Source organism: Sphingorhabdus sp. (genome assembly GCF_044338195.1).
Lineage (GTDB): Bacteria > Pseudomonadota > Alphaproteobacteria > Sphingomonadales > Sphingomonadaceae > Sphingorhabdus_B.
This window is the reverse complement of sequence record NZ_JBIIMC010000039.1, coordinates 1-16611: the sequence shown is the minus strand read 5'-3', so window position 1 is coordinate 16611 and position 16611 is coordinate 1. Positions and strand designations below refer to the sequence as shown.

At 54.7% G+C, this 16611-nt stretch carries 19 protein-coding genes and 1 pseudogene; 13 read left to right on the top strand and 7 right to left on the bottom strand.

Annotated elements, in window-relative coordinates; all coding sequences use genetic code 11:
• The 6 genes from hpf to ACIQZK_RS09540 all read right to left on the bottom strand — a co-directional run.
• Positions 1 to 460: ribosome hibernation-promoting factor, HPF/YfiA family (hpf, locus tag ACIQZK_RS09565; protein ID WP_397575925.1), on the bottom strand; the 460-nt coding region annotated here is incomplete at its 3' end.
• Between the two features lie 15 nt (positions 461 to 475).
• Entirely contained in the window at positions 476 to 1183 is a 708-nt protein-coding gene (gene dnaQ / locus ACIQZK_RS09560) for a DNA polymerase III subunit epsilon (protein ID WP_395634529.1), read from the bottom strand.
• A 31-nt stretch (positions 1184 to 1214) separates the two neighbouring features.
• A complete protein-coding gene (gene coaE / locus ACIQZK_RS09555) occupies positions 1215 to 1814 on the bottom strand; it encodes a dephospho-CoA kinase (RefSeq protein WP_397575924.1) in 600 nt (199 codons plus the stop codon).
• The gene (gene aroE / locus ACIQZK_RS09550; protein WP_397575923.1) at positions 1811 to 2620 is read right to left on the bottom strand and encodes a shikimate dehydrogenase; all 810 of its coding nucleotides are present in this window, start codon (positions 2618 to 2620) and stop codon (positions 1811 to 1813) included. The genes coaE and aroE overlap by 4 nt, the downstream gene beginning before the upstream one ends.
• Positions 2617 to 3213 carry a Maf family protein gene (locus tag ACIQZK_RS09545; protein WP_397575922.1) on the bottom strand — a complete coding sequence of 199 codons (597 nt, stop codon included), beginning with the start codon at positions 3211 to 3213 and terminating at the stop codon, positions 2617 to 2619. Before ACIQZK_RS09545 ends, aroE begins: the two co-directional genes overlap by 4 nt.
• Positions 3210 to 4043 carry a pyruvate, water dikinase regulatory protein gene (locus ACIQZK_RS09540; RefSeq protein ID WP_397575921.1) on the bottom strand — a complete coding sequence of 278 codons (834 nt, stop codon included), beginning with the start codon at positions 4041 to 4043 and terminating at the stop codon, positions 3210 to 3212. The genes ACIQZK_RS09545 and ACIQZK_RS09540 overlap by 4 nt, the downstream gene beginning before the upstream one ends.
• Before the next feature lie 302 nt (positions 4044 to 4345).
• On the opposite strand from ACIQZK_RS09540, the gene hemE reads away from it, so the two are divergent.
• From hemE to ACIQZK_RS09520, 4 genes are all read left to right on the top strand, one after another.
• Positions 4346 to 5377 (top strand): uroporphyrinogen decarboxylase, encoded by a 1032-nt coding sequence (gene hemE / locus ACIQZK_RS09535; RefSeq protein WP_397575920.1) that lies wholly within the window; start codon positions 4346 to 4348, stop codon positions 5375 to 5377.
• Positions 5378 to 5395: 18 nt separating this feature from the next.
• On the top strand, positions 5396 to 5839 hold the full coding sequence (locus ACIQZK_RS09530) for a CopD family protein (protein ID WP_397575919.1): 444 nt from the start codon (positions 5396 to 5398) through the stop codon (positions 5837 to 5839).
• Between the two features lie 214 nt (positions 5840 to 6053).
• A complete protein-coding gene (rho, locus tag ACIQZK_RS09525) occupies positions 6054 to 7310 on the top strand; it encodes a transcription termination factor Rho (protein ID WP_183942086.1) in 1257 nt (418 codons plus the stop codon).
• 18 nt (positions 7311 to 7328) lie between these two features.
• Entirely contained in the window at positions 7329 to 8072 is a 744-nt protein-coding gene (locus ACIQZK_RS09520) for a YjbE family putative metal transport protein (protein ID WP_397575927.1), read from the top strand.
• A 34-nt stretch (positions 8073 to 8106) separates the two neighbouring features.
• Here ACIQZK_RS09520 and ACIQZK_RS09515 read toward each other — a convergent pair whose 3' ends face one another.
• Positions 8107 to 8817: a dienelactone hydrolase family protein gene (locus ACIQZK_RS09515; protein WP_397575918.1), complete on the bottom strand. Its 711-nt coding sequence runs from the start codon at positions 8815 to 8817 to the stop codon at positions 8107 to 8109.
• 89 nt (positions 8818 to 8906) lie between these two features.
• Here ACIQZK_RS09515 and ACIQZK_RS09510 point away from each other — a divergent pair, with 89 nt between their 5' ends.
• The 9 genes and pseudogenes from ACIQZK_RS09510 to ACIQZK_RS09470 form a co-directional block, all read left to right on the top strand.
• Complete coding sequence (locus tag ACIQZK_RS09510; RefSeq protein WP_306064574.1) at positions 8907 to 9167, top strand: DUF6489 family protein; 261 nt, start codon at positions 8907 to 8909, stop codon at positions 9165 to 9167.
• Between the two features lie 7 nt (positions 9168 to 9174).
• A complete protein-coding gene (mnmE, locus tag ACIQZK_RS09505; protein ID WP_397575917.1) occupies positions 9175 to 10470 on the top strand; it encodes a tRNA uridine-5-carboxymethylaminomethyl(34) synthesis GTPase MnmE in 1296 nt (431 codons plus the stop codon).
• 71 nt (positions 10471 to 10541) lie between these two features.
• A complete protein-coding gene (gene mnmG / locus ACIQZK_RS09500) occupies positions 10542 to 12413 on the top strand; it encodes a tRNA uridine-5-carboxymethylaminomethyl(34) synthesis enzyme MnmG (RefSeq protein ID WP_397575916.1) in 1872 nt (623 codons plus the stop codon).
• Positions 12410 to 13078 (top strand): 16S rRNA (guanine(527)-N(7))-methyltransferase RsmG, encoded by a 669-nt coding sequence (gene rsmG, locus ACIQZK_RS09495; protein ID WP_397575915.1) that lies wholly within the window; start codon positions 12410 to 12412, stop codon positions 13076 to 13078. The genes mnmG and rsmG overlap by 4 nt, the downstream gene beginning before the upstream one ends.
• Entirely contained in the window at positions 13075 to 13854 is a 780-nt protein-coding gene (locus ACIQZK_RS09490; RefSeq protein WP_395636538.1) for a ParA family protein, read from the top strand. Before rsmG ends, ACIQZK_RS09490 begins: the two co-directional genes overlap by 4 nt.
• Positions 13855 to 13895: 41 nt before the next feature.
• Complete coding sequence (locus ACIQZK_RS09485; protein ID WP_397575926.1) at positions 13896 to 14777, top strand: ParB/RepB/Spo0J family partition protein; 882 nt, start codon at positions 13896 to 13898, stop codon at positions 14775 to 14777.
• A gap of 72 nt (positions 14778 to 14849) precedes the next feature.
• Positions 14850 to 15668, top strand: coding sequence for a cytochrome b/b6 domain-containing protein (locus tag ACIQZK_RS09480; RefSeq protein WP_397575914.1), 819 nt, complete (start codon positions 14850 to 14852; stop codon positions 15666 to 15668).
• Positions 15665 to 16438, top strand: coding sequence for a molybdopterin-dependent oxidoreductase (locus tag ACIQZK_RS09475; protein ID WP_397575913.1), 774 nt, complete (start codon positions 15665 to 15667; stop codon positions 16436 to 16438). The genes ACIQZK_RS09480 and ACIQZK_RS09475 overlap by 4 nt, the downstream gene beginning before the upstream one ends.
• Positions 16439 to 16499: 61 nt before the next feature.
• Positions 16500 to 16611, top strand: a pseudogene (locus ACIQZK_RS09470) (S-(hydroxymethyl)glutathione dehydrogenase); the annotation flags it as partial.

Here is a 16611-nt window from a genome sequence, read left to right as displayed (position 1 = left end):
CCATCAACATAACCGCATCCGACACCGTAGATTCAGGGATATCGGTCCGCATCTCAGCGACAATTACTGGTGCGTCGGGTGCCGCTGTCTCCAGATCGTCGTCACTGCTGTCAAAGACCGTATAGGCTGCTTCTTCCTGCGCCACCGCATAGGCCGTCTGGACATGGCGGTCCTGCAGGCGGCGCATATAACGGCGCAATTGTTTTTCAATGCGTTCGGCAGCACGGTCCAAGGCGACATGCGCGTCCTGCGCCTCACCTCGGCCTTTCAGGACAAGGCCCTGCATCACGTGCATCACAATGTCACTGGTGAAGCCATCATGCGGCGCGCGGCCAAATATCGCATGCGCAGATAACGCTTTTGAGAAATGTTTTTCAGCAATGGATCCAAGCCGTGTTTCCACATGGGTCTGGAGTGCTGCACCGGTGTCGACCTGATGTCCTGAAACCCTGATATCCATTGCCTGTCTCCTTTGTTAAAGCGATGACCCCGTCTGAAGCCAAAGCGCGTCTTTAATCTTCGCTACAAAATCCGCATGGCGCACCAATTCTTCTGTCGAAGCCGAATGCGCGCGCGCGGGCCGGAAAATTTTGCTTGTCTGAACGCTGCTATCGTCGGTTTGATCGACAACTTTATCCGAAACGCCATTATCGGCGAGGCCAAGACCAATTTGCCGGCCGCCGGTGAGCTCAATATATAATTGCGCCAGCAGCTCTGCGTCCAACAAAGCGCCATGTTTGACACGGTGGCTGCGGTCGATGCCGTAACGCGAACACAAGGCATCCAGCGATAGCTTGGCGCCAGGGTTTTTAACGCGTGCAAGTGCGACGGTGTCCACCATGCGGTCCATCGAAACGGGTGTGCGTCCGCAATATTGCAATTCATGGTTTAAAAAGCCGAAGTCGAAACTGGCATTATGCGCGACCAATGGGCTGTCACCCAGAAACGCGAGCAATTCATCCGCTTTGTCCGCAAAAACAGGCTTGTCCGACAAAAAGCGGTCGGAAAGCCCATGCACTTGCTCAGCGGCAGCGGGCATTGGGCGAAGCGGATTGAAATATGCGTGATAATGATTGCCGGTCATGACCCGGCCGATCATTTCAATGCAGCCGATTTCGACCATGCGATCCCCGGTTGCGGGGTCAAATCCAGTCGTTTCGGTATCGAATATAATTTCACGCATTCTATGATGAGATGTGAGCCTCTTTGCAGCCTTATGCAAGACCCACGCGCAGCTTTTTGACAAGTGCGCGCACATCTTCACGCGTTGCTGCAATATCCTGTCCAGTATCAATGACATAATCGGCGCGCGCGCGCTTGTCGGCATCCGGCATTTGCAGCTTTAATATCTGTTCGAATTTTTCGGGGACCATGCCGGGGCGTGCGAGCACCCGCGCGCGTTGATCGGGCACGGGCGCGGATACCACCACGGTCACATCGACGCCCGCTTGTCCGCCCTTTTCAAACAATAAGGGTATATCGAACACGACCATATCAGCGTCTTGGTGGCCCATGAGAAACGCTTTGCGGCGTTCGGCCACCGCAGGGTGGATAAGCGATTCGAGTTTTGCGAGCTGGTCGCGATTGCCAAAAACCGCCGCGCCCAACGCCTTGCGGTCGACACCATCGGCAGTGGTGGTTCCGGGAAAAGCCGCCTCAATTTCTGCGACAAGCGCGCCGCCCGCCTTTTGCATATCATGCACAGCAGCATCAGCGTCAAAAACAGGAACGCCTTCATCCGCGAACATCGCCGCCACCGCCGATTTCCCCATGCCGATAGAGCCTGTGAGCCCAATGATAAGCGGCTTGTTCATTTCAAAAGCAACGCGCGCAGTTCATCTTCGCCTTCTTCTGGTGGGGCAACACCGAAGAATAATTCAAAGGCTATGGCGGCCTGACCCACAAGCATTTCAAGCCCGTCGACCGTTTCCAAATCTCGTGCGCGCGCAGCCTTTAGCAACGGCGTTTCAATGGGCGCATATACCAGATCATAGACCAGCGCATGCTCTGGCAACGGCGACAGGTCGATATCAAGTGCCTCTTGCCCAACCATACCCAGCGGGCTTGCGTTCACGAGCAAGGCAGCATCGGGTAGCCGTGCGTCAAATCCAATCACTTTGCCCTTCAGGCCAAAATGGGCCAGCAAGCCCGCAGCCTTCAAGGCATTGCGCGCCACGAGAACCACTTCGCCAACGTCTGCTTGGGCCAAAGCAAAAAGCACCGCGCGCGCAGCTCCGCCAGCACCGATCACGACTGCGGTTTCACCCGCGATAGGCACATCTGCGATTGGGCCATAAAAGCCGCCTGCGTCGGTGTTGGTTGCAACCAAAGCGCCCGATTCATTGCGGAATACCGTGTTGATGGCACCGATAGACGCACGAACGTCCCCCGGGTCGCTCACAAAATCCAGCGCCGCAATCTTATGGGGTATGGTGATGTTGCATCCGCGCCAATTGGCATCGGCTGCGCGGGTTGCAAAATATTGCTCCAGATTTTCGGGCAGCACGTCATGCGCCCGATATTCCCCCGATAATCCCAAAAGCCGCAGCCAATGGCCGTGGATCAGCGGTGATTTAGAATGTGAAATCGGGTGCCCGATAACTTCGGCATAAATAGTCATGTCGGCAAAAAACCTCTCACCCGCAGATAGTCAAGAATGGGAAGCAAGGGCATGCCAATTATCGTGAATTGGCTGCCGCTTACGCTGGCAAATAATTGCGCGCCTTCGGCTTCAATACGATAGCAGCCCACACAATGCCGTATTTCATCCCAATATGCGTCGACATATTGGTCGATAAATGCGGCGCTGAGCGTGCGCATTGTCATCTGCGCGCTGTCGACAATCCGCCAGACGGGCTTTCCTTGTTCGCATATGACCGCTGCACTTATCAGCCTGTGCGATGCGCCCGACAATGCCGCCAGATGTGCGCGTGCTTGGTTTTTATCTTCGGGCTTATCAAAGATTTTTCCGTCGGCACTCACCAATATTTGGTCACAGCCAAGCACCATCGCGGTCGGCTGTTTGCGTGATATTTTGAGCGCCTTGGCTTCGGCAAGTGCATCGGCAATATCGCGCGGTTTGGCGCCCGATTGCATGAGCGCCGTTTTGATGCTGTCTTCATCAACCAGCGCAGGGCACGATTCAACATCAACGCCCGCAGCGCGCAACATCGCGATCCGCCCGGCGCTTTGTGACGCGAGGATGAGGGTCATATTTTTGCCGCCTCGGCCAGTTCGCGTTCATTGAACAGGTTGATGATCGCAGCGGCACTTTCCTCAATCGAACGCCGCGTTACATCCAGCACCGGCCAGCCATTATCGGCAAACATACGCCGCGCATGCGCGACTTCTGCCTTTACCTTATCCTCATCGACATAATCGGTGTCGGGCGCCTGATTCAAAGAAAGCAGACGATTGCGCCGTACCTGAACCAGCCGTTCGGCGCTGGTGACAAGGCCAATCACCATCGGGTGTTTCAATTGAAACAATATCGGTGGCGGCGGTGCTTCGGGGACGATGGGGATATTCGCGGTCTTATATCCGCGGTTGGCCAGATAAATGCTCGTTGGCGTTTTGGATGTCCGTGATACGCCGGCAAGGACGATATCGGCCTCTTCCCAATTTTGCGCATTGATGCCGTCGTCATGGGCGATGGTAAATTGGATAGCATCAACGCGGGCAAAATAGGCTGCGTCCATCGCGTGCTGTCGGCCCGGCCGGGCCTTTGCCTCTTGCCCAAGCATATTCGACAAGGCGTCACTCACCGCATCAAGCGCAGCAACCGCTGGTAAACCCATCGCACGGCATCGTGTTTCCAGCTTGCGCCGCGTGTCACGGTTGACCAATGTGAACAGAACAAGGCCAGGGTTGGTCGCGACGTCGCGCAATATACGGTCGAGATGGCTTTCCGAACGAACCATCGGCCAAAAATGCTTTACGACATTCTCGGCGCCATCAAACTGCGCCAATGCGGCCTTCGCAATGTTTTCAAGCGTCTCGCCTGTGGAGTCCGAAAGCAGATGAAGATGAAAACGTTGGCTCATGACTCACAGTCTTGTTGGTAGGCTGGGGATAAATCAAGGGACAAGTTTTCACCCACCCTATCTTCCCCACTATCGCCGAATAACCTTTCGATTCGGGCACAGCCTATCCACAGGGGCAATTGCCTATCCACAGCCTGTGAATAATGGGGATGGAATGTGCGACTCCGTTGGATTGCGTTTGGCGTTGGACGTCAAGATGTTGGCAATATCCGCAAAAGCTTTTAAGGCCTGCGATATCAACAGCACATCATCTTTCATCATCCTTTATATAAATATATATTTTGATTGGATCTCTGCCGCTTATGTCAGCGCAAGCCTCGAAAAAACTGCTTAACGTTCTTAAAGGCAACCAAGAAGCGGTTCCGCCTATTTGGCTCATGCGACAGGCAGGCCGTTATCTTCCAGAATATCGCGCCCTTCGCGCTGAAAAGGGCGGGTTTCTGGCGCTTGCGTATGACAGCGATGCCGCGACGGAAATAACGCTGCAGCCGATCAAGCGCTTTGGGTTTGATGGCGCCATATTATTTTCCGACATTCTCGTCATTCCGCACGCCATGGGACAGGATCTGTGGTTTGAAACCGGTGAAGGCCCAAGGCTCGCACCGCGCTTGGCGGAATCACGGCTTGAAGAATTCGTGCCAGCGCCTGAACGGCTTGCGCCTGTTATCGACACGGTGCGTAAAGTATCGGCGGCCCTGCCAACAGAAACAACCTTCCTGGGCTTCGCTGGAAGCCCGTGGACGGTCGCTACGTACATGGTGCATGGTCAGGGTAGCAAAGACCAAGCAGAGGCCCGCAGAATGGCCCATGCAGAGCCGGAGCGTTTTGCTGGCCTGATCGAAGCGATTATTTCGGCAACGGTCGATTATCTCGGCAATCAAATTGATGCCGGCGTTGATGCGGTTCAGTTGTTTGACAGCTGGGCGGGGTCTTTGTCGCCAGCACAGTTCCAAAAATGGGTCATCGCGCCAAATGCGGAAATCGTGCGCCGTTTGAAAGCCCGCAATCCGAATGCAGTCATCATTGGCTTTCCCAAAGGCGCGGGCGGAAAGCTTGCCGCTTATGCCGAAGGTACGGGCGTTGATGCATTGGGATTGGATGAAACGGTTGATCCGCATTGGGCAAACCGAGAGCTGCCAAAAGGTCTTCCGGTGCAGGGCAATCTTGATCCACTCGCGCTGATTGCGGGTGGTCAGGTCTTGAAAGAGGCCGCCGACAATATTCTATCGGCATTTGCCGACCGCCCCCATATCTTCAATCTCGGCCATGGTATTTTGCCGGATACGCCGATTGAAAATGTCGAAATGCTTCTTAAACTGGTCCGCAAGGGTTAACCCATAAAGGCCGTTGTCATGACGGAAACGCTATCTGTGCTGTATATCTGGTTAAAGTCTGCCCATATCATTTTCGTGATTTTCTGGATGGCGGGGCTGTTTATGCTCCCGCGCTTTTTCGTCTATCATCAGGAAAGTGCGCAAGGGTCTGAAGAGGCTGCCAAATGGGTGGACCGAGAGTCCAAGCTTATCAAAATCATCCTCAATCCATCCATCATCATTGTCTGGGTGGTGGGACTATTTCTGGCTTGGCATATCGGTGCGATGGCGGAAGGCTGGTTCCATGCCAAATTGCTCTTCGTGCTGGGCCTGTCCGGATATCATGGCTGGATTGTTGGTTATGCAAAGAAGCTCGCACGCGGCGAACGGAAGCTGACGGGCAAGCAATTACGCCTGTTGAACGAAGTGCCGGGCATTGCGGCCGCCATCATCGTTATATTGGTCGTGGCCAAACCATTCTAAACATTACGCCACGCGTTTTTGCAGAACAGTTGACGGCGCACGCATCGCGGAGTATTTGCGAACCCAAGCCCGTCCTGGGCGTGAGGCGCGACCTCAACAACAACCGCGCCACCAACTTTCAACATCTTGTCGGTTGTCTTTTTAAAAACCGGCTCTCAATCGGACAAATGTCCACCTGCAATCGGGGCCAATGGTCCATTCAACGGAATTACCTATGCATTTGAAAGAGCTGAAAAGCAAAAACCCCGCTGACCTCGTATCGATGGCTGAAGAGCTTGGTGTCGAGGGCGCGTCGACCTTGCGCAAACAGGATCTCATGTTTGCTATCCTGAAAGAGCTGGCCGAAGATGGTGAGCAGATCATGGGTCTTGGTACGATTGAGGTTCTGCCCGACAGCTTTGGTTTCTTGCGCTCGCCAGAAGCAAACTATCTGGCGGGTCCAGACGATATTTACGTTTCGCCAAACATGGTCCGCCAATTTGGTCTGCGCACCGGTGACACCGTTGAAGGCGAAATTCGTGCGCCAAAAGATGGCGAACGTTATTTTGCCCTGACCAAGGTGATGAAGATCAACTTTGATGATCCGGACGCCGTCCGTCATCGCGTTAACTTCGATAACCTGACGCCGCTTTATCCGGATTCGAAGCTAACTTTGGACTCGCTTGATCCAACGGTGAAGGACAAGTCCGCACGCGTTATCGATATTGTCAGCCCGCAAGGTAAGGGCCAACGCGCGCTTATCGTTGCGCCGCCGCGTACGGGTAAAACCGTGTTGCTGCAAAATATCGCCCGCGCCATTACCGAAAACCATCCTGAAGTATTCTTGATCGTATTGTTGATCGACGAACGTCCAGAAGAAGTCACCGATATGCAGCGTTCGGTGAAGGGTGAGGTTGTTTCCTCCACCTTCGACGAACCCGCGACCCGTCACGTGCAAGTCGCTGAAATGGTTATAGAAAAAGCAAAGCGTCTGGTTGAGCATAAGCATGATGTGGTCATCTTGCTCGATTCTATCACGCGCCTTGGCCGTGCCTACAACACGGTCGTTCCATCATCGGGCAAGGTGTTGACCGGCGGTGTCGATGCGAACGCATTACAACGTCCAAAGCGCTTCTTCGGCGCGGCCCGGAACATCGAAGAAGGTGGTTCCTTGTCCATCATCGCAACCGCGCTGATCGATACCGGCAGCCGCATGGATGAAGTTATTTTTGAAGAGTTCAAGGGTACTGGCAACTCTGAAATCGTGCTCGATCGTAAGGTCGCGGATAAGCGTATCTTCCCAGCGCTGGATGTCGGCAAGTCCGGCACGCGTAAGGAAGAATTGCTGGTCGAGGAAGGCAAGCTCAAGAAAATGTGGGTCCTGCGCCGCATCCTTATGCAAATGGGCACCATCGATGCGATGGAATTCCTGCTCGACAAGATGAAGGATTCGAAGACCAACGAAGACTTCTTCGATTCCATGAATCAGTAAGCGATAGGCGACATCATGATGTTTGAATTTTTAATTGCGACCGCGTCATCGGCGATGTCACTTGGCGGACCTGCCGAAATTTGGGGTCATATCGTCAATGACTTCTCCAATCTGAACACCACGAGCGCGTGGACCGCTTTGGGGTCGGTCATCTTGCTTGACCTTGTGCTTGCGGGTGACAATGCGATTGTTGTTGGTGCTTTGGCCGCCGGTCTGCCTCCGGAACAGCGCAAAAAGGTCATTTTCATCGGGGTCATCGCTGCGCTGGTTTTGCGTGTGGTGTTTGCGTTGATGGTCAATTTGTTGATGGGTGTCATTGGCCTCATCTTCGTCGGCGGATTGTTGCTGATCTGGGTTGCGTGGAAAATGTACCGCGACCTTCAACGCAGCGAAGCAACGGAATCGCCTGGCTCTCCTGAAATTTTAGGCGACGAAAATAGCGGTATTCCAGCTGCCAAAAGCTTTGCGGCTGCGGCATGGGCCGTTGCGGTTGCCGATGTATCGATGAGCCTCGACAATGTTCTGGCCGTTGCAGGCGCTGCCAAGGATCATCCGGGCATCATGATTGTTGGTTTGATCTTTGCCGTTGCGCTCATGGGCGTCGCTGCGAACATCATCGCCCAATATATCGAACGCTATAAATGGATTGCATGGCTGGGCATGGCTGTGATTGTCTATGTTGCTGGCAAGATGATCTATGAAGGCTGGACCGACCCCGATTTGGGCGTTGGCAGCTACGTCATCGCGCTGATCAGCCGCTAATTTTTGAGGGCATCTGACGATCGTCAGATAGCCCTCAACTTAGATGCTCTGCAAAAAACGCGGCTGTGCGTGAATCGGCCAATGCCGCGCCAGCTTCGTTGCGGCGGTTGCCCATCTCGGCGGCAAAGCCATGGTCGAGTCCTTCATAATCGTGCAAAGTCACCTTCGGGTGATTGCCAAGTCCTGCATGGATCGCCGCCTGCGCCTCTGGACCGACAAAATGGTCTGCGGTCGGGATATGCAGCATGAGTGGATGGGCAATCGCATGGCTCTCACCGAGCATCTGATCAATCATGACGCCATAATAGCCAACCGAAGCGCTAATGTCCGTGCGTGTCGCCGCCATATAGGCCAGTCGTCCCCCCAGGCAGTAGCCAACGCAGCCGACTTTTTGAACGGGGGCGTGCCCTGAAATGCCGCCCCGTATTGCGTGAATAGCAGCCTCAATGTCTTTGACGCCGTCATCGGCATCATATTGGCCAAAATAGCCGAACGCTTCTTGAAGCTGCGCTTCCACATCGGGATTAAGTTCAACGCCGGGTGCGAAACGCCAGAAAATGTCGGGTGCAATCGCCAGATATCCGTCATTAGCTAAGCGATCGCATTTTTGGCGAATGCCCGCATTTACACCGAATATTTCAGGTATGACGATGATAGCCGCTTTCGCTGCGCCAACCGGAGCGGCGAGATATGCCGGAAACAAGGCATCTTCATTCAATGCTGCAATCTTTATCATGTCGCCCATATCTTGCTCCTGTGCGGACATTCTCCGCAATTGCGTGATTCGATGTTGTCTTTATACTATGTCATACCATCAAGAGGAGAGTCCCGGCCATGAAGATGAACATAGAGATCGACTGTTCGCCAGAAGAGGCCCGAGCGCTTTTGGGTTTACCCGATGTGACCAAGGCGAATGAGGCCTATGTTGAAAAGGTCACGAACCTGATGAACGGCGCCGGCGGCATCGACCAGCTGCAGGAACTTGGCAAGCAAATCGCGCCAATGGGACAAATGGGATTGCAGCTGTTTCAACAACTGATCGAAACCGGTGCAAAGGCCGCCATGTCGGGCGTGAGCAGCAAAGACAAAAAATAGCACCCTGATGTCCGCCACCGATACTATTTTTGCACTGTCCAGCGGTGCGCCGCCGGCTGCCATAGCGATTATTCGCATCAGCGGCCCCGCGGCGTTTGATGTGGTCCGCGGGCTTGCGGGGCGGACACCAAAGCCGCGGCGCGCATCTCTGGCTATATTACGGGCGCCAGACAGTGGGGAGACACTCGACCAAGCGCTTGTCCTGCTCTTTCCGGGTCCCGATAGTGCCACGGGTGAGGATCTCGCTGAGCTTCATATTCATGGTGGACGCGCCGTCGTTCGTGCCGTCGAAAAATCCATTGCACAGTTTCCGGATGTGCGCGCGGCGGAGGCTGGCGAGTTTACGCGGCGAGCATTTGCCAATGGCCGGCTTGATCTGAACGAGGCCGAGGGTCTTGCTGATTTGCTATCGGCAGAGACCGAGTGGCAGCGCAAATCCGCAACGTTGATGTTTGGCGGTAGTTTTAGCGCAGCGATCGAAGCATGGCGGCAAGAGGTTCTCCAACTGTCCGCGCTGACCGAGGCTGAACTTGATTTTTCGGATGAGTCTGATGTAGATTTACAAAATAATCATTCAATATCAGTGTCTTGTGCAAATATTCAACGCGAAATCGAACGCATATTATCCAACCCCGCTGCGGAAAAATTAAAGGATGGGTTGCGCGTCGTACTGGGTGGTCCACCCAATTGCGGCAAGTCGACATTGTTGAACGCCTTGGTCGAACGTGACGCGGCGATCGTGTCGGATATTGCCGGCACCACCCGTGATATGATCGAAGTGCCTGTTGGGATTGATGGCATCGCGTTCGTCTTTACGGATACTGCAGGGATACGGGATCATACCGACGATGTCATTGAGCGTATGGGCATCGACCGAAGTCAGGCCGCGATGCAGGGCGCGGATATCCTATTATGGCTTGGGCCCGAAGCTACTGGGCCAGACCATCCGCACATCATTGAAGTGGCGGCCAAGTCGGATAGCCCAGATGGCCTAAAAAAATCGGATGTGGCTATTCAGGTGTCGGCCGTCTCAGGATTTGGCATGGCCGATCTAAAAACGGCCGTTGCGGATATCGCGAAAAAGCTTTTGCCGCCGCCCGACCAGTTTTCGGTGAACCAGCGTCAACGGGCGCTGCTCGCAGACTGCGCAGATGCGCTTGGTGCGTGTCAGGCGACTGACGACTGGCTGATCGTCGCAGAGTGCTTGCGGCAAGCGCGCTTGGCTTTGGACGCATTGACGGGTCGCGCCCATACCGAAGAACTGCTGGATACTTTATTTGGCAAATTCTGCGTCGGAAAATGACCTGCTGTTTCACGTGAAACAATCCCACGCAGAGTTTTGACCGATGCGACTTGTTCCGCTATGCGCGACCTATGACAACCGATTTCGACATCATTGTAGTGGGCGGAGGGCACGCGGGAACTGAAGCCGCAGCTGTCGCCGCGCGTATGGGTGTTCGCGTTGCGCTTGTGAGCTTCGACAAAAGCATGATCGGTGCGATGTCATGCAATCCGGCAATCGGTGGCCTTGGAAAAGGGCATCTCGTGCGTGAAGTCGACGCGTTTGACGGTCTTATTGCTCGGGCGGCAGATGATGCGGCGATCCATTACCGCATGCTCAACGCGTCTAAGGGCGCGGCGGTTCAGGGGCCTCGGGTTCAGGCAGACCGGTCCTTGTTTAAGGCATCTATCCAGCGCCAACTCGGACAAATTGCGCATTTGACGATAGTGCAGGCTGAGGCCGCGGCGCTCCACCTCATTCCTGGGTCGTCCAACACAGTCGGCGGCTTGGTCCTTGGCGATGGCTCCATCATCACATCCTCGGCGGTCATTCTGGCGACCGGTACGTTTTTGGGTGGAAAGCTGTTTCGGGGTGAAGAGCGCTTTGAAGGCGGAAGAGTGGGCGAAGCGTCCGCAATGCTGTTGTCCAAGCAGCTGCGCGATGCGGCGTTGCCAATAGCGCGGCTAAAAACCGGCACACCGCCCCGCATTGATGGCCGGACCATTAACTGGGCAATGCTGGAAGAGCAGCCATCCGATGATGATGATTGGACGATGTCCTTTTCAAATCAGCGGCGCACGGTGCCCCAGATATTCTGCGCCATGACGCGCACCAACGCGGTGACACATGACATCATCCGCAGTGGTTTGGACCGTTCGCCCTTATTTGGCGGTGATATTGAGGGCAGGGGTCCACGATATTGTCCGTCCATTGAAGACAAAATATTCCGCTTCGGCGATCGTGATGGCCACCAAATATTCTTGGAACCCGAAGGTTTAGACAGCCATTTGGTGTACCCCAATGGCATATCGACCTCGCTGCCCACAGATATTCAGGAATCCATGGTCAAGTCGATGGCGGGCCTTGAGCAATGCGAAATCATCGTTCCGGGTTACGCCGTTGAATATGATTATATCGACCCGCGTTGTCTCGATTCCACCCTCGCCGTGCGCGGTTTTGAAGGACTATATTGCGCGGGTCAGATCAATGGCACAACGGGATATGAAGAGGCCGCGGCACAGGGATTGGTTGCCGGGTTGGGCGCTGCGTGCAAATTTCTGGACCGGCCCATGCCCGCCATGGACCGCACCAACAGCTATATTGCGGTGATGATTGATGATCTCACGCTGCAGGGCGTTACCGAGCCGTACAGGATGCTCACGGCACGCGCTGAATATCGCTTAAGGCTTCGGTCTGACAATGCGCATACGCGGCTCACGCCAATGGCGATTGAAGCGGGTGCCGTTGGCAAGGGCCGTATGGATGCATTCAACCACAGAGCGCAGACGAAGGCGACAGTGCTCGATATGATGTCGACGCACATAAGCGCCGATGTGTTGATGAAGCAGGGTGTGCCGGTCAAACCCGATGCAGGCAAAATGTCGAAGCTCGAATGGCTGCGTTTCCCCCATGTATCGATCATGGACTTGTTGGACGCAGATAGCGCCGAATGGCCGCGTGAGCTTCTGTTAGAGATTGAGCAGGATGGTCGCTACGCACCATATCTCGCGCGGCAGGAAGCCGAGATTCAAGATATCGCCGCAAATGAGAAGATAATGCTGGCCAGCAATGTTGATTATGCCGCTATCGCAGGACTCTCCAATGAGATGGTGGAGAAGTTGCAAAGCGCAAAGCCCGAAAATTTGGCTGCTGCGTCGCGCCTTCGTGGCATTACGCCAGCGGCACTGGCTGCCATATTGGTCCACGCCAAAAGAGCCCGCAGCGCGGTGACGGAAGCCGCATGACCGAAGCTGAAGCGAAAGAGTGGCTGACGACATCCTTGGGTGTTTCACGTGAAACAATGGAATCGCTCGACGCGTTCGTTGCGTTCCTGAAACGCGAGTCGGCCAGCCAGAATCTCATTGCGGCATCGACCATAGAAGATATTTGGTCGCGCCATATCGTCGACAGTGCGCAGTTGCTGACCTTCATGGATCAGAGCATGCCTGAAACCAAATGGTTGGACCTTGGGTCTGGCGCGGGCTTCCCCGGGTTGATTATTGCGTTGCTCACGGATTTTGAGGTCACGCTTGTGGAGTCGCGCGCACGGCGCATAGAATATTTGCAGCGTGCGGTGGAAATGCTGGATATTGGTGGCCGTGTCACGGTCATGGGCATGCCGCTGGAGCGCATGAAAACCACCCCATTTTCGGTCATCAGTGCGCGGGCATTTGCGCCCTTGCCCAAATTGTTTGAACTGGCGGCGCGTTTCTCTCATAATAATACTTTGTGGCTGCTGCCAAAGGGGCGTAACGCAGCTGCAGAGTGGGACGACGTCAAAACAGTCTGGGATGGCGCGTTTAGCGTTAAACAAAGCATAACCGATGCAGATGCCGGTATTCTTGTCGGTACATTGGCTGGTAAGCGTACAGGTGGCGGCAACGCCGGGGCAAAGGGACAAAAACCATGATCCGAATTGCAGTGGCAAATCAGAAGGGCGGCGTTGGCAAGACCACCACGGCTATCAACTTGGCTACTGCATTGGCGGCGAGCGGTTGGCGGTGCGTGCTGGTCGATCTGGATCCCCAAGGGAACGCGTCCACCGGTCTGGGCCTGAAACAAGCGCAGCGCGTCCACAGCAGCTACGATCTTTTGCTAGGTGACGCCTCGTTGAAGGATGCGGCCATTCCGACCTTGATTCCCAATCTCGACATGGTCCCCGCGACGGTTGATCTGTCGGGCGCTGAAATTGAACTGGTCGAATATGCGGACCGCACCGGGCGGTTAAAGGCAGCTTTCGACAAATCGGATGCCAACTGGGATATCTGCATCATTGATTGCCCGCCGTCGCTTGGGCTCATCACAATCAACGCGCTCGTCGCGGTCGACTCATTGCTTGTCCCGCTGCAGTGCGAATTTTTCGCGTTGGAAGGTTTAAGTCAGCTATTACAAACCGTTGAGCGCATTCAGGGCCGGTTTAACCCGGCGCTGACGATCATGGGTGTTGCGTTGACCATGTACGACAAACGCAACAAGCTGACAGAACAAGTTGCGGATGACGTGCGCAGTTGCTTGGGCGATCTGGTGTTTAAAACAGTCATCCCGCGCAACGTACGTTTGTCGGAGGCACCAAGCCATGGACTGCCTGCGTTGGTGTACGACCATCGCTGTTCGGGTTCAGAGGCGTATATGAAATTGGCAAGAGAATTGATTGGCCGCCTACCGGCCCGGGAGCTCGCAGCGTGACGAATGATAATCCATCTGAAAAATCCCCATTGAAGAAAAAAATGGGATTGGGTCGTGGCCTGGACGCTTTACTTGGTGAAGCATTGCGCGGCGATCCCGCTTCTGCGCGCGCGTCCGGAAATGTCGATTCCCGTAGCGTTGGCGTCATGACAATTGCCGTTTCCGAGATACGCCCAAATCCCGATCAGCCGCGCCGCCATTTTTCCGACGATAAGCTGAATGAGTTGGCGGCCAGCATTGCAAAGCATGGCGTGATTCAACCTATAGTCGTGCGTCCGTTTAACGATGGCTACCAAATTGTCGCCGGCGAACGCCGTTGGCGCGCAGCGCAGCGGGTTCAGTTGCACGATTTGCCTGCGATCGTGCGCAATTTTGACGATGCCGAAACGCTTGAAATTGCATTGTTGGAAAATATCCAGCGTCAGGATCTCAATCCGATCGAAGAAGCCGAAGCGTATAAAAAGCTGACCGATGTGTTCGGGCATAGTGCGGCGGAGCTGGCGGAGCTGGTGCACAAGTCACGCAGCCATGTTGCGAATATGATGCGCCTGCTCGATTTGCCTTTGCCGTTGCGCGATCTGGTCATCGAAGAGAAATTGACCATGGGGCATGCCCGCGCTTTGTTGGGCAGCGAGAATGCGGTGCCATTGGCCATGCTGGTCATCAAGAACGGCCTGTCGGTCCGCGCTACGGAAGCGCTTGTGCAAAAAGAACGCGCGCCAACCGCTAAAAAAGGCAAAAGCACGGGCCCAAGCGACAATGCGGATATTCGGGCCGTCGAAACCCATTTGGGCGACCTGTTGGGCCTGACCGTCCGAATCGCTCAGAAAAATGCCACGGGCGCGGGCGCGGTGACGTTTGAATATGGCAGCCTAGACCAACTCGACATGCTGTGTCAGCGCCTGACGGGTGAAAAATTCTAATATTTTTCAGATACATAGATGCGTCTCCATAAATGGGGTCGGCTGTGAGTTCAATCGTGGGAAAGACGGTGCATGGCGAACAAGATGGCGCAGCGGCACAGAGCCACCACACGGATTTGGCATTGGCTGAACGCAATTACGCTGACGGTTTTGCTGATGAGTGGCCTGATGATTTTCAATGCGCATCCGCGTTTATATTGGGGCGAATATGGATCGCGCGAAGACCGCGCATGGTTGGAAATTGACGATACAAGAACAACTGGATTTGTGAAAATCGGTTCGACGACGCTTGAGACAACGGGCCTATTGGGATTGTCGTTGGGCGCCGACGATAAAGTTCGCCGCGTGGCCTTCCCCGGATGGGCAACGATTCCCACCCGGTACAATCTCGGCGCAGCACGGCGTTGGCATTTTGCCTTTGCATGGCTGTTCGCATTTGGGTTGACTGGCTTCATGGCGGCATCGTTGTTGAACGGCCACATCCGCCAGCATTTGCATATCCGCAAGGCAGAATGGGCCCCAAAGCATATATGGCGCGATATTAAAAACCATGCCCAACTGCACTTTGATGCGCACAATGCAGGGACATATAATGTCCTGCAAAAGTTCAGTTATGTCGGCGTGATTTTCATTTTGTTGCCGCTGATGATCTTCACCGGCCTTGCCATGTCACCGGCTATGAACGCAGCCCTGCCATGGCTGCATGACATATTTGCCGGTCGCCAATCGGCGCGTTCGATCCACTTTATATGCGCGGCGCTTTTGGCGATTTTTGTGCTGGTGCATCTGGTCATGGTGTTGCTGTCCGGTCCAATCAACGGAATCCGTTCCATGATTACGGGCAAAGTTGCTCAGGCACCGGACAGCAACCCGACAGCGATGACGTCATGAAGGATGGCCGCGATATCATCGGGCGGCGGGCACTTTTGCGCGGCGCAACTTTGGGCGGCAGCGCGTTGATCCTGAGCGGTTGCGATGCGTTGAATGAAAGCGACACCTTTCGATCGGCATTGCGCGCAGCTGAAGCGTTGAATCAGACGGTGCACAGAAGCCTGATGGATAGGGCGGCGCTTGCGCCGGAATTTCCTGCATCCGACATTTCGCCTATCTTCAAAACCAATGGCTCACTCACAGGCACCTCGGCGGAATATCTGGCGCATGTTGGCACTAAGTTTGCCGACTGGACGCTGCGTATTGATGGCATGGTGGCCAACCCGATGGATGTCAGTTTGGAAACGCTGCGCGCAATGCCGTCGCGCACTCAGATAACACGGCATGACTGTGTTGAGGGTTGGAGCGCGATTGCAAAATGGCAGGGCACACCGCTGCGCCTGTTGTTACAGCAGGCAGGTTTGTCGGCGCGCGCCAAATATATCGTGTTTCATTGTGCGGACAGTTACGGCGCACAGCCTTATTATGAATCCATCGATTTGATCGACGCATTTCACCCGCAAACAATATTGGCCTGGGGCATGAATGGCGAGACGCTGCCGGTGAAATATGGTGCACCTGTGCGTCTGCGTGTCGAACGGCAGCTGGGGTATAAGCATGCCAAATATGTCATGCGTATCGAAGCGACCGATGATCTGACAAAATTCTATGGTGGAAAAGGTGGATATTGGGAAGATGTGGGCGACTATGAGTGGTATGCCGGAATCTAGGCTTGCGTGTCCGCGCGGTTAATGGAAAAGCCGTTTCCAGTCATAGGGAGACCCGAATACCATGAAGACGCGCGCAGCAGTTGCCTTTGAAGCGAAGAAGCCACTTGAGATTGTCGAGCTTGACCTTGAGGGTCCCAAGGCTGGTGAAGTCTTGGTGGAGATCATGGCGACCG